The following is a 21,358-nucleotide window of genomic DNA, read 5'->3' on the forward strand; positions in this document are numbered from 1 at the left end:
CAACAGATTGGAGTGAACACAGTGAAGCTTGATGAATTTTTTGTCACAGGTGATCCGATTATTTACGGAGCTGACGCATCTATTGTTCTTGTGACATTAGCAATCCTTTTCGTACTGACAAAGTACAAAAAATGGAGATGGCTTTGGGACGAATGGTTAACAACTGTTGACCATAAGAAAATTGGTATAATGTATATTATCTCAGCAATTTTAATGTTATTCCGCGGTGGTATGGATGGTCTAATGATCCGTGCACAATTAACATTCCCTGATACAACATATTTAAACGCTGAACACTATAACGGTATCTTTACAACGCATGGTACAGTTATGATTATCTTTATGGCAATGCCATTCGTTATGGGATTAATGAACGTTGTTGTACCATTACAAATTGGTGCTCGTGACGTTGCATTTCCATTCTTGAATGCATTAAGTTTTTGGTTATTCTTTATCGGTGCTATGTTATTCAACATCGCCTTTGTTATCGGAGGTTCTCCAGATGCTGGATGGACAATGTACTTCCCAATGGCGGGTACAGAATTCTCTCCTGGCGTAGGAAATAACTACTACGCAATTGCATTACAGATTTCAGGTCTCGGTACGCTGATGACAGCAGTTAACTTCCTTGTTACAATCTTAAAAATGCGTGCACCTGGCATGAAGTTAATGCAAATGCCAATGTTCACATGGTCTATTTTAGTTACAACTGTTATTATTCTATTTGCTTTCCCAGTATTAACAGTTGCTCTTGCATTAATGACATTTGACCGTCTATTCGATGCTCACTTCTTTACGATGGCGAGCGGCGGTATGCCAATGCTTTGGGCTAACCTTTTCTGGGTATGGGGTCACCCTGAAGTATATATCGTTATTTTACCAGCATTTGGTATTTTCTCTGAGATTGTAAGTACATTCGCTCGTAAACGTTTATTCGGTTACAGTGCAATGGTATATTCAATGGTTGCAATTGCAATCTTAAGTGGTCTTGTATGGCTTCACCACTTCTTTACAATGGGTGCTGGTCCAGCAGTTAACTCATTCTTCTCGATTTCGACTATGGCGATTTCGATTCCAACCGGTGTTAAAATCTTTAACTGGTTGTTTACACTGTATAAAGGTCGTATTCGTTTTACAGTTCCAATGCTTTGGTCATTGGCATTTATTCCAAACTTCGTAATCGGTGGAGTTACAGGGGTTATGCTTGCGATGGCAGCAGCTGACTATCAATACCATAACAGCTACTTCCTAATCGCTCACTTCCATTACGTATTAATTGCAGGTACAGTATTTGCAATGCTTGCCGGATTTACATTCTGGTATCCAAAAATGACTGGTCACATGCTAAATGAGCGCATTGGTAAATGGACATTCTGGATCTTTATGATCGGATTTAATATCTGTTTCTTCCCAATGTACTTCCTAGGTTTAGATGGTATGACTCGTCGTATGTACACGTACTCAGCTGATCTTGGCTGGGGATGGCTAAACCAAATCGCATCTGTCGGTGCAGTAATGATGGGTATTGGCTTCATCCTATTAGCTTACAACGTAATTTACAGCATTCGCCATGGCGAACGCGATGTAACTGGAGACCCTTGGGATGGTCGTACGCTTGAGTGGGCAACACAATCTCCAGTACAACCTTACAACTTTGCAAAATTACCAGAAATTAAGCATAGCGATGTATTTTGGGAAATGAAGAAAAATGGTGAGTCTATTACACCGAAGGCTGAAGAATTGAAACCAATTCACATGCCAAGCAATTCAGGTGTTCCAATCATTATGTCTTCTTTTATCGGTCTTGCAGGTTTTGCTTTAGTATTTAGCTGGTTCTGGTTAGCAATTGTCGGTGGTATTGGTATGGTGGCTTGTATGATCTGGCGCTCATTCGATTATGACGAAGGATATTACATTAGCGTAGATGAAATTAAAAAGACAGAACATGTTGCATGAGAGGTGAAACGAAATGGCGGCTTTAGATAAAAGCTTACCTTTAGAATATCAATTGGAACAAAGTAGATTGAACATTCTAGGGTTCTGGATTTTCCTAGGGGCTGAGATCGTGCTGTTCGCAACACTTTTCGCCTCTTATCTAGTACTTGCTGGTCGTACGGCAGATGGCCCTACACCGGCTCAGCTGTTTGAACTAAAAACCCTTTTAATTCAAACACTCTTACTTTTAACAAGTAGTTTTACTTGTGGTATCGCAATTCATGAGATGCGTAGGCACAACAAAAATGCAATGTTAGGATGGTTTATCTTTACATTACTTTTAGGTGCAGGCTTCCTTTTCTTTGAAATTGAAGAGTTTATGACTTACGCTGCAGAAGGCGCAACAATCCAAACAAGTGGATTCCTATCTGGATTCTTCGTCCTTCTTGGAACGCATGGTGCTCACGTAACAGCTGGTATCATCTGGGCAATCTGTGTTATTATCCAAATTTTAAAACGAGGATTAACACCAATTACAGCTCGTAAAGTATTTATTATCAGCTTATACTGGCATTTCCTTGATGTTGTTTGGATCTTCATTTACACACTAGTTTACTTGAACGGGATGGTGGCGTAATAATGGGACAAAACAATCAAGCTCATAGCGGGTTTCCGTGGTCACACGTTTTCGGATTTATTTTATCACTTGCATTAACGTTCCTTGCTTTATACGTAGCGTTATATACTAGTTTGCCACTTTCAACAGTCTTAACAAGCATCATTGCAATGGCAGTGGCACAAGCAGCATTACAATTAGTTATGTTTATGCACATGAAAGAAGGAGAAGGTATCGCACAAACAATCGCAATGTTATTCAGCTTTTTCATCGCTGTAGTAACGGTTGCTGGTACAGTTTGGATTTTCTTCTCTATGTAATTTTCAAAAGTCTGCTGGACAATATCCTAGCAGACTTTTTTATTCCGCTATTTCCCCTCACTAATCCGGCTGTTAATTAGCAAAGAACGCATCCCTCTTAGTTAAAGTTTCACTCCCCCTTTTCATCCATATTACGGAAATTACAACATAATCATCTAAAGTATACTTATTATGACAAATGTTAAGAAAACTCTTTCTTTATGAAATCGAGTTCATACGCATTGCTTTTCTTCTTATAATATGGCTAAATAAGTACTATATTATTTGAAGGGAGAGAACGCAATGGAACAACATTCTTCAGTCCTATCACTCATGATTGTCGTCGCAATCGCGTTTTTCATTCCCCTTTTGCTGCAACGCTTTAAATTAAAAGCAATTCCTGTTGTCGTTGCAGAAATTATTGCAGGGATTTTTGTAGGAAAAAGTGGATTTAACGTTATCGAGCCAGATATGTGGCTAGAGGTCTTATCAACACTAGGATTTATTTTCTTAATGTTTTTAAGCGGTTTAGAAATTGACTTTTCAATTTTTAAACAAAAAGAAAAAAAGAATAAAACAAACGAACCAAATACGTTCCAAGTAGCAAGTACTATCTTCTTGTTCATCTTCATTTTGTCCTATGGCTTATCGCTCATGTTCGTATGGCTTGGATTTGTAGATAGCGCACTCTTTATGACGTTAATTATTTCAACGATTTCCTTAGGTGTCGTTGTGCCAACTTTAAAAGAAAACAATTTAGGTAAAACAGCAATTGGCCAAATTATTTTATTAGTCGCTGTTATCGCTGACTTAGTCACAATGATTTTGCTTGCTGTATTCGTTGGATTAAACTCTGAAAGCGGCCAAAGTATGTGGCTCCTTCTCGTTTTATTTGGAGCGGGCATTGTCATTTATTTCGTTGCAATACGCTTTAAAAATATTCCATACTTAGAAAGCTTAAAGGCGGGTAGTGTACAAATTGACACACGTGCTGTTTTTGCACTCATCTTAATATTAGTTGGATTATCTGAATCTGTCGGTGCAGAAAATATTTTAGGAGCGTTTTTAGCTGGGGTTCTCGTATCCTTACTATCGCCAAATGAAGAAATGGTCGAAAAACTGGATTCTATCGGATATGGATTCTTCATCCCTATTTTCTTCGTTATGGTTGGTGTTAATCTAGAAGTATGGTCTATTTTTAAAGAACCTTCTAGTATGTTAATGATTCCAATTTTAATTGTTGGTCTCTTTATTTCAAAAATGTTACCATCGCTTCTCTTGCGAAAATGGTATCCACGCAACATTGTATTAGGAAGTGCGATTTTATTAACATCTACGCTGTCATTAGTTATCGCAGCAGCGCAAATTGGTGAAAAATTGAAGATTATTAGTCCAAGCCTGTCTGCTGCGCTTATTTTAAGTGCAGTCATTACATGTATTTTTGCACCTGTATTATTTAAAAAGATGTTCCCAAAAGTGGAAACGCCAAAACCTAAAGTTTCTATTATTGGTGCAAGTCGAATTACATTGCCACTATCGCTTGATTTGAAGCGTGAAGGCTATGATGTAACCCTTTATATGATGCGTCAAAATAAACTAAACACAGAGGAATCTCAGTCACATGACTTCCCAATTGTAAAGTTAGATACAATCTCTATAGAATCATTAGAAGAAAAGAAAGCATTTGATGCTGATCGCGTTGTTGTTGCAACAAGTGATGACGAACAAAACTTATTGCTGGCAGAACATGCAAAAGAATTAGGCGTTGAACATGTCATTGCAAGTGTAGAAGACCCGCTCCTCCAAGAAAAAGCGACACAAGAACATATTGCCGTATTCTCAACGATTAACTCGACACGAATTTTACTACGAGCACTTATTGATAAACCAAGTCTCGTTCATTTAATTACAACATCAAATGAAACAGTTCGTGAAGTTGAATTACGCAGTAATAAATATAACGGTTTACCACTTCGTCGTTTACCATTCTTAGGAGATGTGCTGATTATTCAAATTTATCGTGGAAAGAAAGCATTAATACCACATGGTGATACGAAACTACAGCATGGTGATACACTACTTGTTACTGGTTCTAAAGAGCATATTGATACACTAAAAAGTATACTCGAATAGGCAAAAGTCCCCTTCTCTCTTTTAAGGGGACTTTTTTATTCCAAGTTCTTTTTACTCTTCTTACACAATTTTTATTTTTTCTTACAGTTCTTATTTTTTAATGGTAAAATATTACTACCAACAATAATACGGAGATGAATTACACGATGTCTATTTCAACTTTAGCTCTTTTATTATTAGCAGAAGTACTTGTTGCCATTATTCTCATTGGCATTAGTATTGAGATTTGTAGTTACGGATGGAAAAAATCAACTGGAATAAAATATACTTGTCTCACATGTTCACTTCTTCTTGGTGCAAGCAGTATAATAGGGCTTTGTATTGCCCCAGCCTATTTCTTTTTACAACTTATTGAAAAAGGACTATAAGAAAGGAGAATCCTATGATAATTGTGAAACATATTGATGCATCCGAGACTTATGAATTACGGCAAAAAATTTTACGTCCAAAGCAAACGATAGAAGATTGTAAATATCCTTCTGATTACGAATCATCCTCCTTTCATCTAGGCGCATTTCTACACGATAAATTGATTAGCATTGCCTCTTTTTCTAAAGAATCCTCTCCCTATCTATCTGGAAGACTTCATTATCGTTTAAGAGGCATGGCTACACTCACCAACTTCCGAAAGCAACATGCTGGTAGCTCATTAATCCAACAAGCCAAAGTGATCTTACAAGAGCGCCAAGCACATATGCTTTGGTGTAATGCACGAATCACAGTTACAAATTACTATAAACATTTAGGATTCTATGAATATGGTGAAATCTTTCATATCCATCCGATTGGCCCTCATATACTTATGTATACAATTTTATAAGCTGAAACTTGAATCAGTATCATCGACTACTGATTTAAAGCTCTATTCCTCTCCTTTCTATAAACAGCGAAATACATGGACGTATAAGTTGCTTTCTTATGATGTCTATTGATGACAACCATTCACCACCGTAACTTACATGTTAGAGAATAAATCAATATATAGTACAGATATAATTAACCATTCTTGTAGCACAACAGAATAAAATGTTTTATAATTTAAAATAGTCAAACATATAAAATGTATTTTTCATCCTACAAGGAGGCTTCTTATGCAACACTCAAACAAATCGAGTCATTTAAATCGCGGTTTAAAACAGCGGCACATTACTTTAATGTCACTCGGATCTGCGATTGGAGTTGGATTATTTTTAGGATCGGCTTCTGCTATTAAACTAGCTGGCCCTTCTATTTTACTAGCCTATATGATTGCTGGGCTCGTAATCTTTTTCATTATGCGTGCCCTTGGAGAAATGGCAATTGAACAACCTGTCGCTGGTTCTTTTAGTAAATATGCATATGATTATTTAGGACCACTTGCTGGCTATATAACGGGTTGGAATTACTGGTTTTTATGGGTCGTTACATGTATGGCCGAAATTACAGCAGCCGGAATATATATGCAGTATTGGTTCCCAGATATCCCGCGCTGGATTTGGGCGCTACTTGCTCTCTTATTAATGAGCGCTTTCAACTTTCTATCTGTAAAAGTATTTGGAGAACTTGAATTTTGGTTTGCTTTAATCAAAATTGTCACAATAATCTGTATGATTGTTGTCGGGGTTGGTATTATTCTATTTGGCTTTGGAAATGATGGGATTGCTACTGGTATTTCAAATCTTTGGTCACATGGCGGATGGTTTCCAAATGGTTTCTCTGGCTTACTCCTTTCCTTACAAATGGTTTTATTCGCTTATTTAGGGGTAGAACTAATTGGTGTTACAGCAGGTGAAGCACAGAATCCGAAGAAAACACTTGCTAAAGCAATTGATAATGTATTTTGGCGGATATTGCTCTTTTACGTCGGTGCTTTGTTTGTTATGATGGCAATTTATCCATGGAATGAATTAGGAGACAAAGGAAGTCCATTTGTATTAACATTCCAACAAATTGGAATAGCAAAAGCAGCTGGGATTATTAATTTTGTTGTTTTAACAGCTGCACTTTCTTCTTGTAATGGCGGATTATTTAGTACAGGCCGTATGTTATTTACGTTAGCAGAGCAGAAAAAAGCTCCGAAAAGATTTGGACACCTAAATAAAAATGGGATTCCAAGGAACGGTATTTTAGCAACTGCTTTCGTTCTTCTCGTTGGTGTTATTTTAAATTACCTTGTTCCTGCTAAAGTATTTACATGGCTTACAAGTATCTCAACATTTGGAGCAATTTGGACATGGGGGATTATACTTATTGCACAAATTCGTTTCCGTAAAGGATTAACCGTGCAAACAAAACAAAAATTAACATACAAAATGCCTTTATATCCACTCAGTTCTTATTTTTCACTCGCTTTTCTTATCCTTGTATTAGGCATCATGGCATATTCAGAAGATACAAGGGTCGCATTAATTGTTGGTCCCATTTGGTTAATTGCACTCGCAATTGTGTATTATATAAAAGGATTCCATAAAATAGACGATGTACCAAGCTCAAAAATTAGTTAAGTATTGATCCCCTCTTCATTAGAGGGGATATTTTTATCCCGCTATTTTAGGGTAGTAAGACTCCCACCTCAAGACTCAGAGAGAAGCAAGGAAGATAGGTGGGAGTAGGGCTGCCCGTAACAGCCCGATTGGTGAGGGCTCATAATCAGTAGGGGATGAAGAAAACCCCCGCTGATTAAAGTTTCACGTTATACTTTTTCAACAAAATTTGTGCTATTTTTACGTCTTTTTCATATATTTTTTATTTTTCATCTTTCTTTTTGCAAAAAAATCTATTACATTATTAAAGCAATTTATTTTTTTATTAGGGGGATTCTTCTATGAAGAACAAAAAACGGCTTATATTATCACTAGCAGCAACGATTACACTCACTACTGGAAGCGCTTATCTTCCATCTGCTTTTGCTGAAAGCTCCACAGATCCTGCACCTGAAATTACAGCAAAGGTTATCAATCAAAATAACGGAAAAAAAGTATTATTTGATAACACTCACGGTCAAACGGCCGGAACAGCTGATTGGGTTATCGATGGTGGTTTTTCTGATTTTGGAAATGGTATTGCTAATAATGGATATTTTGTAAAAGAACTTCGCCAATCGAACCCGATTACATATGAAACTCTAAAAGATTACAATGTATTTATCGTTCCTGAAGCAAATATTCCTTACAAAAAGTCAGAGCAAGACGCTATGCTACAATATGTTAAAAATGGTGGAAGTATTTTCTTTATAGCGGATCATTATAATGCAGACCGCAATAAAAATCGTTGGGATTCTTCGGAAGTTTTTAATGGGTATAGACGAGGTGCATGGGAAAATGCTGCAAAAGGAATGTCCACTGAAGAAGAAACTTCCTTAGCAATGCAAGGAGTAGAAAGTTCTGATTGGTTATCACAAAACTTTGGTATTCGCTTTCGCTACAATGCATTAGGAGATATTACTGCTACAAATATCGTATCCCCTAATCAATCATTTGGTATTACAGCAGGTGTTTCATCTGTAGCTATGCATGCGGGCTCTACACTTGCTATTACAAATCCTAAATTAGCAAAAGGAATTGTATATCTTCCAGAGAATCCACCAAAATGGAATCATGCAGTGGATAGTGGTGTTTATAATGGCGGTGGTATTGCGGAAGGTCCATATGTTGCAATCGCTAAAGTAGGGCTCGGGAAAGCAGCCTTTATCGGTGACTCATCCCCAGTCGAAGATGCAACGCCAAAATATGTTCGTGAAGATACGGGACAACCGAAGAAAACGTATGATGGCTATAAAGAACAAAACGATGCAATTTTGTTAGAAAATATCGTAAATTGGTTATCCCATCAAGAGACATACACAAGCTTAGACCAAATAAGTGGATTACAATTAGATGAACCAACATCTTTACAAACATTCGAGCAACCAAGCTTATCAACTGAACCACAACCAGAACCTTGGAGCGCTCCAACTCAAGGTTATCAATGGTTCAATACGGATACTTTTAAACCTGGTTCATACGGATATAAAGGTTCAATAGCGACACCCGTTCATAATTATGTAGTTACTCATCCTAGCGTTCTACCAAATAATGAAGTGTTTCAAATAAAAATTCAAGTCAATAATTTATTACCTAACACAACGTACAACAATTATTCGCTAGGAATTTTCATAGCTGACGGTACACAAGTTGCAAAAGTACAAAACTCAAACGGAACATGGCCATCTACTTATGGATATAGTAATGCCTTTTCCTTCACGACAAATAGCCAAGGTTCAGCTGAGAAAGTAGTAAATGTACAAATTTCACCGAATACAATTGGTCAAGCAACATTGCGCCTACGTCAAAATTCTATAGCTAAATATAGCGAGCCTGTTACAATTCATGCAAACTAAATAAAAAGGTGTTTTCCGTTATGGAAAGCACCTTTTTAATCCTTTTTGTTAACTAAAACACTTATAACAATTCCAAGACACGCACTTACAGTAGCCGGAACTAGCCAACCGACTCCTTCTGTATAAAAAGGAATATGTTTAAGTAGCGGTGTCCATCTATCCATGAATACATTTCGATTTACAATATCTATTGCGCTAAATAGCGCTACGCTCCCGATTGTTATAGGATATATATATGCATATCGGCTAATCTTTTTATGAAACAGTCCTAATATGATTAGCATTAAAGCAACTGGATATATGAATCCAAGGATTGGAACCGATACCTTTAAAATCTCTGTCAATCCCAAATTAGCCAGAAACATGCTTATAAAGCTTAGTATAAATCCCCAAACTTTATAAGGTATTTTTGGGAATACACTTGTAAAAAATTGACTACACGATGTCACAAGACCTACGGAAACACAGAGGCATGCAATCGTAAAGATAATTCCTAGCAGAACAACACCACTTTGTCCAAATAACAGAGTCATCACTCCTGCTAGTACTTTCGCACCATTATCAAACTGTCCTAATGAACCACTAATTGAACCGACATATCCAAGGATGATATAAATAATAGACAATAAAAGCCCGGCACCAACGCCCGCTATACTCATATATTTCGCTAAGCTTTTATCGGATTTTATCCCCTTTTCCTGTACAGCATTCGCAACTACAATACCAAAGATTAAGGCAGCCAATGCATCCATTGTTAAATAGCCATCTAAAAATCCTTGAAACATAGGTGCTTGTCCATAATTTCCAAGCGGCGCTTCCAAAGCTCCTACAGGCGTAATCATGCTTTTTATAAAAATAAGAGCAATCATACATAATAATAAAGGCGTCAACACTTTCCCAAATAGGTCCATTAGTCTTGATGGCGATAAGCTAAGCCAATACACAATACTAAAGAAAACGACCGTGTAAACTAACAAGACTAATTTTCCAGGCTCCGGAAAGAATGATCCGAATCCCATTTCAAACGCTAAACTCCCTGCTCGTGGTATTCCAAGTCCTGGACCGATAAATACATACACTAAACAAGGAAAAACAATAGCAAATGAACGATGCACCCGTTCTCCTAATGCTTGAAAACTTCCTGCCTTCGCAACTGCCACAACACCTAATATCGGAAGTCCTGTCGCTGATATGATAAAACCTATCAATGAAATCCACACATACTCTCCTGCCTCATATCCTAAAAAGGGAGGGAATATAAGATTTCCAGCACCAAAGAACATGGAGAATAGCATTAAGCTAATAAGTAAAATCTCTTTTTTCTGTAACACTCTCATTTTCTCCTTCTAAATTCCATATAAAGCAAACATAGTCCATAGTCTATCACAAAAGAATTTCTCATTCTACACTTGTTATGTTTTCCGATTTCTTCAAAAAAATCAAACTTTATCGACTTTTAATACTTAATAAAGAAAAATATTTAATTTTGGTTTGTTTCAGAGGAACCTTATATGGAATCAGCGATACAACTTGAGAAAAAACAACATATAGCGGTAATCATTATTTTAACTTGCTTCGTTGTCTTGTTCTGGGCAGGATTTGAACAAGCAGGAAGCTCCTTGACACTATATACAAATAAAATGGAACTTTAATCAGTGGGGGTTTTCTTCATCCCCCACTGATTATGAGCCCTCACCAACCGGGCTGTTACGGGCAGCCCTCCTCCCACCTATCTTCCTTGCTTCTTTCTGAATCTTGAGGTGGGAGTCTTACTGCCCTAAAATAGCGGGATAAATTTATTGATTGCTCCGTATTTGGATGGGAAATTCCAACATCTTGGTTTCAATCGGTCAATCCTTTATTTATTATTTTACTTGCTCCAGCTATTTCCGCACTATGGGCAAAGGTTGCAACTACAAAACACGGTGATTTAAAAATCTCAACAAAAATGGGTGTTAGTATGATTTTGCTTGGAATCGGTTATATGGTTCTTGTAATCTTGACATTAAAAACAAGTAGCGATGAATCTAATGTGGCGGAAAAAGCACACTTACTCTTTATTGTTTTTACGTATCTTTTCCATACATTAGGTGAACTATTCTTATCACCTGTTGGATTATCAATGGTAAGCACCTTAGCTCCAATCAAACTTGCTTCTTTACTGATAGGTGTGTTGGCTTGCCAGTTCAGGGATTGCTAATATTGTAAGTGGACAGCTTGCAAGCTTCACAACTTCTAGTATTTATCATGATAGGAGCTGTCGCAATTGTGCTAGGTTGTGTTTTATGGTTACTATCTAAAAAATTAGTAAAATGGATGGAATAAAAAAGATGAGGGACTTTCCCTCACCTTTTTATGCACTCTCACCTTTTTCAATTGCTTGCTTATATAACTCTTTATGCTCTTTGTATTCACTTGGAACAAATCTTTTATAGAAAAATGAAAGCCAGCTATCTCCTTTTTTATATCCTTCTTCACGAATTTTTTTGGCTTTTTTATTCGAATGGAATCCTTCTGTAAACCATTTCTTCTGCAAATCATTTTGTTTATACTTCGAAGGGACTTTTAAATCATAGTTTTCAAATGCATATGTATATCCCTCTTTCTCTATTCGTTTTTTCGTATTTTTATATGATTTTTCATAAGCTGCTTCATATGCTTTTACATACTCTTCTTTTTCATTATTTCTAGGATTCTTTTCAGCTAATGTTTCCCCATCTTTTTTACCTATCTCTTCCTGTTCCTTTTTAATCTTTTCTGTTCGCTCTTTATTTCCTATTTGAAATCCTTCTGCAAAGTTTGCTTTAAATTCTGGAGCTACTTGGCTATTATCCATTGTCTCTTGCGCTAATCCTTGTTCTTTTCCTTTTTCAAAATACCCTTTTCTCTGCTCTGCTAATAACCACGCTGAAGAATACGCATGTGTAAAAGCTTGCTTATAAGCTTCTGATTTTCCAGCTATATGTACTTCTACATTGTTCTTTCCTGCTTGAAAATCTGTTTCTCCATTCTTCTGACCATCTGCTTGACCCTTTTCTATCTCGGCTTGTCGTTGTGCTTCCTCTTTACGTTGTCTCTCTTCCTCCGCTTGTCGTTGCGCTTCCTCTTTACGCTGTCTCTCTTCCTCCGCTTTTCTTTGTTCCTCAGCTTTTTGTTGTGCTTTAGCTTCTGCTGCACCATTATTTTGACTAGATGTCGTAGAATTTGTAGTATTATTCGAAGCCGGTTTGTTATGATAATGATATTCTCCGTATTGCAATCCCCATTTCTCACAATTTGTCCGGCACGTATGTCCACCGTTAGCATCCGTTCTTCCTGGATGTGCATAAACAGATGCGGGTGCTACTAATAATGCTACACTCGCTGTTAAAAATAATTTTCGCACTTGTTTCTTCATTCTTGTTCCTCCAAAACTCAAAATACACCTTTATTATACAAAAATACTAATATATTGTAATCATAATATGTTTATTCTATTATTTTCTAATATTGGCAAAAATAAAGAAGGTTCACTCTCAAGCGAGTAAACCTTCTTTATTTCTTTTGCTTCATTTGCACAAAATCACCTGAAACAACATAACGTTTCGAATTATCTGCAATAGATACACAAGTAATAAGTGTTATTTCTTCTTTCCCATGATCCTCCACAACTTCCCACTTATCAGGAGTTACTTCTGATACACCTGTTACAGCATACTCATACTCATTATCATTATCATATAAATAAATTTTATCGCCTTTTTTCAAAGTTGCTACATCGCTAAACAAAACACCCTTTTTAGACATATTATGCCCAGCTAATGCATAATTTCCTTTTCCCATTTCTTGCTTATCCTTCACGGTTGTTGCACCTGATAACAAATTTTTCTCAGTTGAACTATTTAAGACGGGAAGTTCCAATGAAATACTCGGAATCTTAATTCGCCCAATTACTTGTTTTTTATCTAACGACGCATTCGCTACCTCTGCTAAATCGGGCTGCTTAATTTGAGAAGCATCTACAAATTTTGTTTCTTGTTTTTGATATTCCATTTTCTGAACAACTTGAGCATTCGTTTCTTGTTTTTTCCCTGCCATATATTCATCATAAAATGGCTTACCTATTAATACTCCACCTACAACAAACAACAGAATTGCTAATATACTATATACTTTCCCCTTATTCATATATAATTCCTTTCCACTACAAAGTCTTACTTCTATATAAGATGATAAGATAAGATGACTATATGTACAAGTATGAGGTGAAAAGGAATAAGAATTTATTTATGAATATGATAAAGTGAAACTTTAATCAGTGGGAGTTTCCTCATCCCCCACTGATTATGAGCCCTCACCATCTGTTCCACTTTCCCGCGATATGCCGGGTTTGATATACTTCCTTTCGGCAACTCCTCTATTTCATTTACAAATATTTCCTTTTCTACCGACTCTGCATTCACATAATTCCCTGCACATAATACACTTGCAATGCCAATGATTCCGCTATACAACAATGCTTTTTTCATTTTCTCACTTCCCCATGTTCAATCTAATTTCTATCATAAGAAACATTTGTAAACCCTTACCTCTTTATAAATTAATTTTTTGTAAAAAATAAAAGACGTGCTATACACACGCCTTTAAGCAAAATTATTTCGATAAAGTGAAATGTGAAACACTGTCATTTGAATGAAATAGATAAAATACACAATATACAATGGATATGCAGGAACATATAGGCTCACTAAAGGAGTGAATACTAGTAATGCAAGTGCAAAAGGTAATACACACCATAAAGAAAGAAATGTAGTACGGCATGCTTTCGCTGTCATTCCCTCTTCCCGTTCATCTTCCTGTGGAAATAATAACGGATACACCCAGACGGAAAGAGACTTCACTTTTTTCTTTTTCCTCTTATAGAAAACAAACGCTATAAGAGCTCCAGTTAATAATAGTACAAATGGCATGACGTTCATTGATATTTCAAATGAAAATTTGTCATATTTTATAATATTCGAAAACTCTGCAAAAAAATAATAAAACTCAACCAACGCCCAACACGATACTATGCTATACAATAGATTCACAATATACGAAACAGCGATTTTATTCATCTACTTCTCCCTCCTTATTTAAAACAAAAACATCCTCCATCTTTAGATGAAACACATCACAAATCATTAACGCTAATAATAATGAAGGAACATAATCTCCTTTTTCAATTGCTGCAATTGTTTGTCTTGTCACACCGACTTTTTCAGCCAATGTACTTTGTGTAAAGTTAAAACGAGCTCTTAGCTCCTTTACTCTATTATAAATGGTCAACTTTACCACCCCTTACCATTATTGTATGCTATACTTTACAAAATGTAAACTCAACTTAACATTTATTTACAAAAAAATCCAACTTCACATAATGTAAAGTTGGATTTGATTTTAATTTAAAATTGTAACTTTAACAGTTCTTCTGCCCCAAGCACTAGATGCTGCTTTATTTGGCATTAGTACATCAATTCGATGTCCTTTAATAGCTCCACCAGTATCTCCAGCAATTGCAATTCCATACCCCTCAACCTTCACAGTAGATCCTAATGGAATGACTCTTGGGTCTACTGCAATTAGTTTTAAGTTTGGATTTCCAGTTAAATCATGTCCCATTGCTGACTTAACATGCTCTCCTGCCTTATAACCATTTTCTAAAGGATCTGCTGTATAAGCTGTAGCTTCTACATAAATCTCTCTCCCATTTGAAGCAGGTTTTGGAGTTGGTTTCAGTTCTGGTTTTGAAGTATTGTTGTTTACTACAGGTGCAACTTGTTCCTGTTTTTGTTTAGCAGCTATTTCTGCTTTCGCCTTCTCTAAAGCTTCTCGTTCAGCCTTGGCAGCTTCCTCTGCTTTCGCTCGCTCTTCTGCTGCTAATCGAGCTGCTTCTTGTTCACGAGCAATCGTTTCTTGCACAGTTTTCATATTTGCTTCAATTTTCGCTTTTTCTTGTTCAGCTAAATTGATTTGATTTGCGATTTGATTATATTTTTCTTGTACACTTTGTAAATTTTCTTGACGCTTTTTCAAGTTTTCTTGTAGTTCGGCTTGCGCTTGCGCTAGCTTTTGTTTATCTACAGTTAAAGACGCTTCTTTTTCATCAATTGTCTTTTTATCTTCTTCAATTTGACGAAGATCTTGTTCTTGTAATCGTAAAATTTCTTTATCTGCATCTAAAATTGTAGACACAGCAGTCATACGTTGTAAGAAATCAGCAAAGTTTTTTGATTCTACAACAACTTCCACTACTAAACTTGTATTAGAACTGTTTTGTACAGAAATCATACGCTTTTTCATAATATCTTTGCGAGCAAGCACCTTATCTTCTAAAACGATAATTTCTTTCTTTTTTTGTTCAATCTGCTTATGCGTTTCATCAATTTTACGCTGAATAGCAGCTTGATCCTCTTTGTTTTTTGTAATTGTATTATTTAAAGTATGTAGTTCATTCTCAATGCTTTGAATTTCTTTCGTAACAGCTTGCTTCTCTTGTTCTTTTTTCTGAATATCATCATTATTCTGCTGCAATTGCTGTTGCATGTTGTTTAATTTCTCGTCGTTTGACTCAGCTTTTACAGCGACTGTACTAGAAAGGCCAATAATTCCTGCTAATACAAGGCTACTGATTCGCTTAAAATAGTTCATAATCCGACTCCCTTCTCATACAGTTATACATGATTTATTTTACAGTTTGTTTACAAACTCATTAAATGCATTTTATTTTTCATGACAAAAGAGCGCGGATTACAAAATAATGTAATACATTCTTAAATTTTTAACAATTAACTATACTTATAACGCGTTAAAAATGCTAAAATCCAAATATAGAGAAAATAAAAATCAAAGGCGGTTGGAGCGAATACTATGTTTACTCAAACAAAATCATTGCAAACGAAAATTAGCCAATTAGAGAATCGCATACATGAATTAGAAACTCAATTACAACAAAAGGAAATCGAACAACAAGAAATCATTTCTTCTATTCATAAGCGTTTACAAAATGTTGTTAAAGAACATGAGCATGTGAATAGCCAACATCATACACTCCAAGGCTTAATTCAACAATTAAATGCAAGTTTCAAGAACGTTTCTACAAGTACAACAAATTCAAATGAATTAAACAGTGAAATGTTACAAAAAGAACAAGACCTCATTCAATCTATTGAAAAGATTGTCGTATGTTCTAACGAAGGAAAAGAATCTGTTCATCGTTTGTTAATTGTAATTAACAAATTAGGTGAACAATCGCAACGAACTTCTGATAGTATGAATCATTTAAGTGAGCGCTCTAAAGAAATTGAACAAATTGTTGAAGTGATTCAAAATATCGCTGCTCAAACAAATTTATTAGCATTAAACGCAAGCATTGAAGCTGCTCGTGCTGGTGAACATGGAAAAGGGTTTGCAGTCGTTGCAAATGAAGTACGTAAATTAGCGGAAAGTACAGCTGAAAGCACAAAAAACATAGGGAACTTAACGAAAAAAATTCAAGAAGAAATTGAGAAAGCATATGAAAATACGAAAGATAATCTTCATTTAGTCGATGAAGGCGTCGAAATGAGCGCAGATACAAACGCTAGAATTGAAACTATTTTAACAATGATCCAAACATTGCAAACAGGTGCTACAAATGTTATTCAAGCTATTGAAAATCAAAAGCTTTGCAATGACGAGGTTTTACATGAATTCGCTACTACAAAACAAATGTTTGAAAAATTAAATACGACGATTATGAAGCATATCGATGATGCCCAAAAAGTTGATACACAATTATCAAAAAGCATACAAGAAATTGCAACAACAAAATAATAATACAAAGCTCCTACCAAAAGGTAGGAGCTTTGTATTATTATTCAAGAATGAATTTTATTTTTCTTTCAATCTACTGGCACTATTTTGCTATAATAAGAAAAGCTGTCTATATCAACTATTCGTTATAAGGAGGATGTTATGGAACAATTGTATTATATTTTAAAGTATTTATTCCTTGGTTTATTTCAAGGGTTAACGGAACCGATCCCAATCTCTTCAAGTGGGCATCTTGTACTAGCCCAGCACTTATTGGGTTTAAAAATAGAAGGGTTTAGTTTTGAGCTGCTTGTTAATGCTGCTTCATTATTAGCAGTATTACTCATTTATAGAAATGATCTAATCAGACTAACGAAAAATGGTTTCTCTTATTTATTCACAAAACAAGCAGAGGCAAAATCAGATTTTTTCTTTATTATTTACCTCATCATTGCCACAATTCCTGCAGGCGTAATTGGTGTGTTATTTAAAGATCATATTGAATATTACCTAAAAGGGGTCAAAATGGTTGGAATTTCACTCATTATTACAGCCATTGGTCTTTGGATTATTCGCAATTTACGTGGACGTAAAAATGATGGAGACCTTGCAATGAAAGATGCGATTATTGTTGGGCTGGCTCAAGCTTGTGCGTTAGTTCCTGGTATTAGCCGCTCGGGTGCTACAATTGTTGCAGCAATGTTACTTGGCATGAAACAAGAAACAGCTTTACGTTTTTCATTCTTACTATATATTCCGGTTAGTTTAGGCGGATTATTACTAAGTATTACAGATATTGCAAAAGATCCTAATTTAAATACATTATTTATTCCTTATCTTGTAGCATTCATTGCAACATTTATCATGACATATATTTCTTTAAAATGGTTTATGAACATTATGGCTAAAGGAAACTTAAAATATTTCTCATTTTACTGTGTAATCGTCGGTGTCCTTACTATTCTCTTTTTATAGATAGAAGAATTTTTTCACCATGATTATCCCTTATTTAAAAGGCTGTTCTATTTAATAGAATAGCCTTGTTCTATTCTAAATTAAATCCCTTCTATCCCCTTATATGCTTTTTCCTTTTGTTTACTTTTAATTTTCAGAATAGTATAATATTTATATCGTTATTCATTTATATAATTTTTTATCATGTATATAAAGAGGTGTGCCTATGTTTATTATTACGAAACTGATTCATATTAAATTTGGCTATGAAACCGAAGTGATTCAATCACTTCAAAACTATTATCCACTCTCTAGTACTCATGGATTTATTAACATCGAGTTCAATCATATACAACGTACAGATTATGGAAATGAGTATATGATTCGTATATTGTGGAAAACACAAGAAGATTATCACGAATGGATTTCTCATAAAAAGAAAACAGGCTTAGCAACATGGAAACAACAGTTTCAACACTGTATTCTTTCTTCAAAGTCTAATGTTATACACATGAAGTAAACTCCCCCACCTACAGCTCGCTTAGAAGTGGGGGGCTTCTATTTGCTTATCACCTGAAATTGATAGGAGTGTTCTAACTTCCTCATATTCACAGTAAGAGCGAGTGATGATTCCTAATAGGATTAAGCCTGAAATGATAAAAACATGTATCACCTTGTTTTCTTAATAGAGAATATTTTTTCTATATATGGATTTAAAAAAAGCCCTGTTTCATCTAATAACTGTCTCACCTGTAAAAATGAATGCAGCTTCGGATACATAGCTCGTAATTGTTCATATGTCATTGTATGCATTTTCCCCCAATGTGGACGCCCTTCATACTTTTGAAAGATTTGTTCTACTGCACCAAAGTAATCTGCATATTTCATACCTTTATACATATGAACAGCAATATAAGCTGAGTCCCTCTCATAAGCTGGACTTAACCATATATCATCTCCTTTTACATAGCGACATTCGATAGGAAAATGTACTTGATACTCTTTTTCTTGAATAAGCTCATAAATCTCCTTTACTACATTTCGCATATATTGAGCAGGAATACTATACTCCATTTCATAAAAAGGGACATTTCGAGATGTTGCAAAAACTCGGAAACTCTGTCCAATTATTTTCATGTTTGGTACTGCTTTTGCTGACAGTTGACTTACTCTTTTACTTATAGAAGGAAATCGTCTGCATCCATTAGATAATAACGAAAACACTTTATTCTCTAGCAATTCAATTTTTAACTTATGCCATTTTAAATCTCCTGCTTCTCTTTCTGTTTCATTCGCAAACTTTACTTGAACATGATTGGAATACGGAAAAACAAAAAATTCAAAATGACGATTTTGTTTATATTCTTCTAACTTTTCCATAACGAGAGAAAAAGGCTCTTTTCTACTTTCATAGACGAGTGAATATGCAGGAATAACTTTCAATTTTATTTTCACAATAATACCGAGCAATCCAAGTGATAGTTGAAAGGCTTTCCAATAATCAGAATTCTCCTTTTCAGAACAAACAATAATCTCTCCCGAATGAAGAACAGCTGTAATTTCGAGCACCTGGGTTGATAGACTCCCAAATGTAATACCCGTTCCATGTGTTCCCGTACTAATAGCCCCAGCAATAGATTGCGAATCTATATCCCCTAAATTCTCTTGTGCATAACCTGTCTGTTGAAGTAACTGTCCTAAATCATATAGTTTTGTTCCTGCCCAGACTTCTACCGCCATCGCTTGCGTGTCTACGTCTACAATTCCTTTTAGTTCATCTAAAGAAACTAAAATGTCTTCTGTTTGTACAAGAGGTGTAAATGAGTGACCAGAGCCAACGATACGAATCTTTTTCTCTTTCTTTTTGGCAATATGAATTACTTCAACAACATCTTGGACACTCTTTGGATACATCGTATATTGTGGAATTCCTTCCACATTACCAGTCCAATTTCTCCATTTCTGCTCTTTTATAGAAAGCATTGGCTATCCCCCCGATATGTTGTATATTCCCCTATAATCTCTCCTTCTTTAATCCGATACAAGGAACGAAAACGCTCACATAATTCTCCTGCTTTACTATGTCGAAACAATATAACATCCCCAACCTCTATTTGCTCATTTCCTTTATAGAAAACAGGCGTTTGCACCTCACCTGCTCCTTCTAGGGACAGTAGTTTAGCTCCTTTCGGCCTCCAAACTTCTGGCTGTTTATCTCTTCCCATCGATCCTGAAGCAATGTATCCTCCTCCTAAGCAAGTATAAATATGAGGAAGTGCTTTCCTAACAATAGGTAACGCAAAACCAACAGCTGGTTCAAAACTTATCTCCTTATAATAGTCAAACAGCTTTGGAGCATAAAATGCCGAACCTACTGTAATTTCCGTAACAGATCGATCTTGTCTCGTTGTTTTTATACTTCCTGTACCTCCACCATTTACAAACCGCAATTGAATTCCTTGTGCTTGTATCCCGTTTATAATACTTTGTCTTCTTTTTGTTACCTCTACTGCCGACTTTCTTTTTAAATAAGAAATCACTTTATTCTTAAACCACTGCTTTGGTACACGATCTCCAACACCAGCAATCTGTGCCTCATATCCCATTACTCCATCCATTTGTAAATAAGGAGATTGCATAACTTGCTTCACAATTCGTAACGCTTCTGATACACTTCTCACCGGAGACCTTCTTACTCCAAAATGAAACTGATAAAAATGACTACTCATATCAATATCAATACAAACTCGAAAACAACCACCTGATTTTTCCGCGATTTTCTCTAAATAAACAACATGTTCCTTGCAATCTACCATACATGTAATGACCAATCCTTGTTTTGTTATTACACTAATCTCCGTTAAAGAAGGCTCATCATACACCGGGTATCCTAACAATAAATCATCGAATCCTTGCTGAACTAAGTACAATACTTCCCTAGGTGAAAAACACATAATCCCTTGAAAACAATGATCTGAAGCTAATATTCGTTTCATGACAGAAACAGAACGTAATGATTTACTTGCAATACGAATCTTCTTTCCACCACTCAATTGAATAACTGATTCAATATTTCTCTCTAACGCACTTTCATCAAGAAACGCACATGGTAAGGCAACCTTCTGGAATATCTCTCTTTCCACATCGTTCGCTCCCCTTCTCTATTTGTCTTATACATATTGGAGAGAAACTTCTATTTTCCTGTCACCAAACCAAATAAAAAAGTTTCTTCCACAAAGAAGAAACTTTTTT

General features: G+C 35.7%; 20 protein-coding genes and 2 pseudogenes. 13 read left to right on the top strand and 9 right to left on the bottom strand.

The window, feature by feature from the left end; genetic code table 11:
* Nucleotides 1–21 precede the first annotated feature (21 nt).
* The 8 genes from qoxB to MR058_RS16175 all read left to right on the top strand — a co-directional run bounded on the left by qoxB (nucleotide 22) and on the right by MR058_RS16175 (nucleotide 9,340).
* Nucleotides 22–1,956, top strand: coding sequence for a cytochrome aa3 quinol oxidase subunit I (gene qoxB, locus MR058_RS16140; RefSeq protein WP_011983694.1), 1,935 nt, complete (start codon nucleotides 22–24; stop codon nucleotides 1,954–1,956).
* Nucleotides 1,957–1,969: 13 nt separating this feature from the next.
* The gene (gene qoxC / locus MR058_RS16145; RefSeq protein WP_011983693.1) at nucleotides 1,970–2,572 is read left to right on the top strand and encodes a cytochrome aa3 quinol oxidase subunit III; all 603 of its coding nucleotides are present in this window, start codon (nucleotides 1,970–1,972) and stop codon (nucleotides 2,570–2,572) included.
* Between the two features lie 2 nt (nucleotides 2,573–2,574).
* Nucleotides 2,575–2,871 (top strand): cytochrome aa3 quinol oxidase subunit IV, encoded by a 297-nt coding sequence (gene qoxD, locus MR058_RS16150; protein WP_011983692.1) that lies wholly within the window; start codon nucleotides 2,575–2,577, stop codon nucleotides 2,869–2,871.
* Nucleotides 2,872–3,153: 282 nt separating this feature from the next.
* A complete protein-coding gene (locus MR058_RS16155; protein WP_242144969.1) occupies nucleotides 3,154–4,983 on the top strand; it encodes a monovalent cation:proton antiporter family protein in 1,830 nt (609 codons plus the stop codon).
* Between the two features lie 146 nt (nucleotides 4,984–5,129).
* Nucleotides 5,130–5,351: a DUF4022 family protein gene (locus MR058_RS16160; RefSeq protein WP_011983690.1), complete on the top strand. Its 222-nt coding sequence runs from the start codon at nucleotides 5,130–5,132 to the stop codon at nucleotides 5,349–5,351.
* A gap of 14 nt (nucleotides 5,352–5,365) precedes the next feature.
* Nucleotides 5,366–5,803: a GNAT family N-acetyltransferase gene (locus MR058_RS16165; protein ID WP_011983689.1), complete on the top strand. Its 438-nt coding sequence runs from the start codon at nucleotides 5,366–5,368 to the stop codon at nucleotides 5,801–5,803.
* 271 nt (nucleotides 5,804–6,074) lie between these two features.
* On the top strand, nucleotides 6,075–7,466 hold the full coding sequence (locus tag MR058_RS16170; protein ID WP_011983688.1) for an amino acid permease: 1,392 nt from the start codon (nucleotides 6,075–6,077) through the stop codon (nucleotides 7,464–7,466).
* A 320-nt stretch (nucleotides 7,467–7,786) separates the two neighbouring features.
* Nucleotides 7,787–9,340 carry a DNA-binding protein gene (locus tag MR058_RS16175; protein WP_048723222.1) on the top strand — a complete coding sequence of 518 codons (1,554 nt, stop codon included), beginning with the start codon at nucleotides 7,787–7,789 and terminating at the stop codon, nucleotides 9,338–9,340.
* A 35-nt stretch (nucleotides 9,341–9,375) separates the two neighbouring features.
* Here MR058_RS16175 and brnQ1 read toward each other — a convergent pair whose 3' ends face one another.
* A complete protein-coding gene (brnQ1, locus tag MR058_RS16180; RefSeq protein WP_048723223.1) occupies nucleotides 9,376–10,677 on the bottom strand; it encodes a branched-chain amino acid transport system II carrier protein BrnQ1 in 1,302 nt (433 codons plus the stop codon).
* 174 nt (nucleotides 10,678–10,851) lie between these two features.
* On the opposite strand from brnQ1, the gene MR058_RS16185 reads away from it, so the two are divergent.
* Nucleotides 10,852–10,992 (top strand): peptide symporter family protein, encoded by a 141-nt coding sequence (locus MR058_RS16185; RefSeq protein ID WP_011983685.1) that lies wholly within the window; start codon nucleotides 10,852–10,854, stop codon nucleotides 10,990–10,992.
* A 140-nt stretch (nucleotides 10,993–11,132) separates the two neighbouring features.
* Nucleotides 11,133–11,665: pseudogene (locus MR058_RS16190) on the top strand (POT-type proton-dependent oligopeptide transporter); the annotation flags it as partial.
* Between the two features lie 28 nt (nucleotides 11,666–11,693).
* On the opposite strand, the gene MR058_RS16195 reads toward MR058_RS16190, so the two are convergent.
* The 6 genes from MR058_RS16195 to MR058_RS16220 all read right to left on the bottom strand — a co-directional run bounded on the left by MR058_RS16195 (nucleotide 11,694) and on the right by MR058_RS16220 (nucleotide 16,009).
* Complete coding sequence (locus MR058_RS16195) at nucleotides 11,694–12,737, bottom strand: YHYH domain-containing protein (RefSeq protein ID WP_048723225.1); 1,044 nt, start codon at nucleotides 12,735–12,737, stop codon at nucleotides 11,694–11,696.
* A 137-nt stretch (nucleotides 12,738–12,874) separates the two neighbouring features.
* Complete coding sequence (locus MR058_RS16200) at nucleotides 12,875–13,507, bottom strand: class A sortase (RefSeq protein WP_011983683.1); 633 nt, start codon at nucleotides 13,505–13,507, stop codon at nucleotides 12,875–12,877.
* 95 nt (nucleotides 13,508–13,602) lie between these two features.
* Complete coding sequence (locus MR058_RS16205; protein WP_048723227.1) at nucleotides 13,603–13,848, bottom strand: hypothetical protein; 246 nt, start codon at nucleotides 13,846–13,848, stop codon at nucleotides 13,603–13,605.
* A gap of 114 nt (nucleotides 13,849–13,962) precedes the next feature.
* On the bottom strand, nucleotides 13,963–14,436 hold the full coding sequence (locus tag MR058_RS16210) for a hypothetical protein (protein WP_048723229.1): 474 nt from the start codon (nucleotides 14,434–14,436) through the stop codon (nucleotides 13,963–13,965).
* The gene (locus MR058_RS16215) at nucleotides 14,429–14,647 is read right to left on the bottom strand and encodes a helix-turn-helix transcriptional regulator (protein WP_011983680.1); all 219 of its coding nucleotides are present in this window, start codon (nucleotides 14,645–14,647) and stop codon (nucleotides 14,429–14,431) included. Before MR058_RS16215 ends, MR058_RS16210 begins: the two co-directional genes overlap by 8 nt.
* Before the next feature lie 111 nt (nucleotides 14,648–14,758).
* Nucleotides 14,759–16,009, bottom strand: a complete 1,251-nt coding sequence (locus MR058_RS16220; protein WP_048723231.1) for a 3D domain-containing protein — start codon at nucleotides 16,007–16,009, stop codon at nucleotides 14,759–14,761.
* Nucleotides 16,010–16,669: 660 nt separating this feature from the next.
* Here MR058_RS16220 and MR058_RS23710 point away from each other — a divergent pair.
* From MR058_RS23710 to MR058_RS16235, 3 genes and pseudogenes are all read left to right on the top strand, one after another.
* Nucleotides 16,670–17,173: pseudogene (locus tag MR058_RS23710) on the top strand (methyl-accepting chemotaxis protein); the annotation flags it as partial.
* Between the two features lie 141 nt (nucleotides 17,174–17,314).
* Nucleotides 17,315–18,127 (top strand): undecaprenyl-diphosphate phosphatase, encoded by an 813-nt coding sequence (locus tag MR058_RS16230; protein WP_011983677.1) that lies wholly within the window; start codon nucleotides 17,315–17,317, stop codon nucleotides 18,125–18,127.
* A 205-nt stretch (nucleotides 18,128–18,332) separates the two neighbouring features.
* Nucleotides 18,333–18,626, top strand: a complete 294-nt coding sequence (locus MR058_RS16235; protein ID WP_011983676.1) for an antibiotic biosynthesis monooxygenase family protein — start codon at nucleotides 18,333–18,335, stop codon at nucleotides 18,624–18,626.
* A gap of 149 nt (nucleotides 18,627–18,775) precedes the next feature.
* On the opposite strand, the gene MR058_RS16240 is transcribed toward MR058_RS16235, so the two are convergent.
* Entirely contained in the window at nucleotides 18,776–20,089 is a 1,314-nt protein-coding gene (locus tag MR058_RS16240) for a D-arabinono-1,4-lactone oxidase (RefSeq protein WP_011983675.1), read from the bottom strand.
* A complete protein-coding gene (locus tag MR058_RS16245) occupies nucleotides 20,077–21,249 on the bottom strand; it encodes an amino acid deaminase/aldolase (protein WP_048723234.1) in 1,173 nt (390 codons plus the stop codon). The genes MR058_RS16240 and MR058_RS16245 overlap by 13 nt, the downstream gene beginning before the upstream one ends.
* Nucleotides 21,250–21,358 lie beyond the last annotated feature (109 nt).

Source organism: Bacillus cereus group sp. BfR-BA-01430 (assembly GCF_022663115.1).
Classification (GTDB): domain Bacteria; phylum Bacillota; class Bacilli; order Bacillales; family Bacillaceae_G; genus Bacillus_A; species Bacillus_A cereus_BD.

Excerpts from the sequence above, each read along its gene's own strand:
- qoxC (WP_011983693.1), top strand. The coding sequence starts at position 1,970 with ATGGCGGCTTTAGATAAAAGCTTACCTTTAGAATATCAATTGGAACAA.
- qoxD (WP_011983692.1), top strand. The coding sequence starts at position 2,575 with ATGGGACAAAACAATCAAGCTCATAGCGGGTTTCCGTGGTCACACGTT.
- MR058_RS16155 (WP_242144969.1), top strand. The coding sequence starts at position 3,154 with ATGGAACAACATTCTTCAGTCCTATCACTCATGATTGTCGTCGCAATC.
- MR058_RS16160 (WP_011983690.1), top strand. The coding sequence starts at position 5,130 with ATGTCTATTTCAACTTTAGCTCTTTTATTATTAGCAGAAGTACTTGTT.
- MR058_RS16165 (WP_011983689.1), top strand. The coding sequence starts at position 5,366 with ATGATAATTGTGAAACATATTGATGCATCCGAGACTTATGAATTACGG.
- MR058_RS16170 (WP_011983688.1), top strand. The coding sequence starts at position 6,075 with ATGCAACACTCAAACAAATCGAGTCATTTAAATCGCGGTTTAAAACAG.
- MR058_RS16175 (WP_048723222.1), top strand. The coding sequence starts at position 7,787 with ATGAAGAACAAAAAACGGCTTATATTATCACTAGCAGCAACGATTACA.
- brnQ1 (WP_048723223.1), bottom strand. The coding sequence starts at position 10,677 with ATGAGAGTGTTACAGAAAAAAGAGATTTTACTTATTAGCTTAATGCTA.
- MR058_RS16185 (WP_011983685.1), top strand. The coding sequence starts at position 10,852 with ATGGAATCAGCGATACAACTTGAGAAAAAACAACATATAGCGGTAATC.
- MR058_RS16195 (WP_048723225.1), bottom strand. The coding sequence starts at position 12,737 with ATGAAGAAACAAGTGCGAAAATTATTTTTAACAGCGAGTGTAGCATTA.
- MR058_RS16200 (WP_011983683.1), bottom strand. The coding sequence starts at position 13,507 with ATGAATAAGGGGAAAGTATATAGTATATTAGCAATTCTGTTGTTTGTT.
- MR058_RS16205 (WP_048723227.1), bottom strand. The coding sequence starts at position 13,848 with ATGAAAAAAGCATTGTTGTATAGCGGAATCATTGGCATTGCAAGTGTA.
- MR058_RS16210 (WP_048723229.1), bottom strand. The coding sequence starts at position 14,436 with ATGAATAAAATCGCTGTTTCGTATATTGTGAATCTATTGTATAGCATA.
- MR058_RS16220 (WP_048723231.1), bottom strand. The coding sequence starts at position 16,009 with ATGAACTATTTTAAGCGAATCAGTAGCCTTGTATTAGCAGGAATTATT.
- MR058_RS16230 (WP_011983677.1), top strand. The coding sequence starts at position 17,315 with ATGGAACAATTGTATTATATTTTAAAGTATTTATTCCTTGGTTTATTT.
- MR058_RS16235 (WP_011983676.1), top strand. The coding sequence starts at position 18,333 with ATGTTTATTATTACGAAACTGATTCATATTAAATTTGGCTATGAAACC.
- MR058_RS16240 (WP_011983675.1), bottom strand. The coding sequence starts at position 20,089 with ATGCTTTCTATAAAAGAGCAGAAATGGAGAAATTGGACTGGTAATGTG.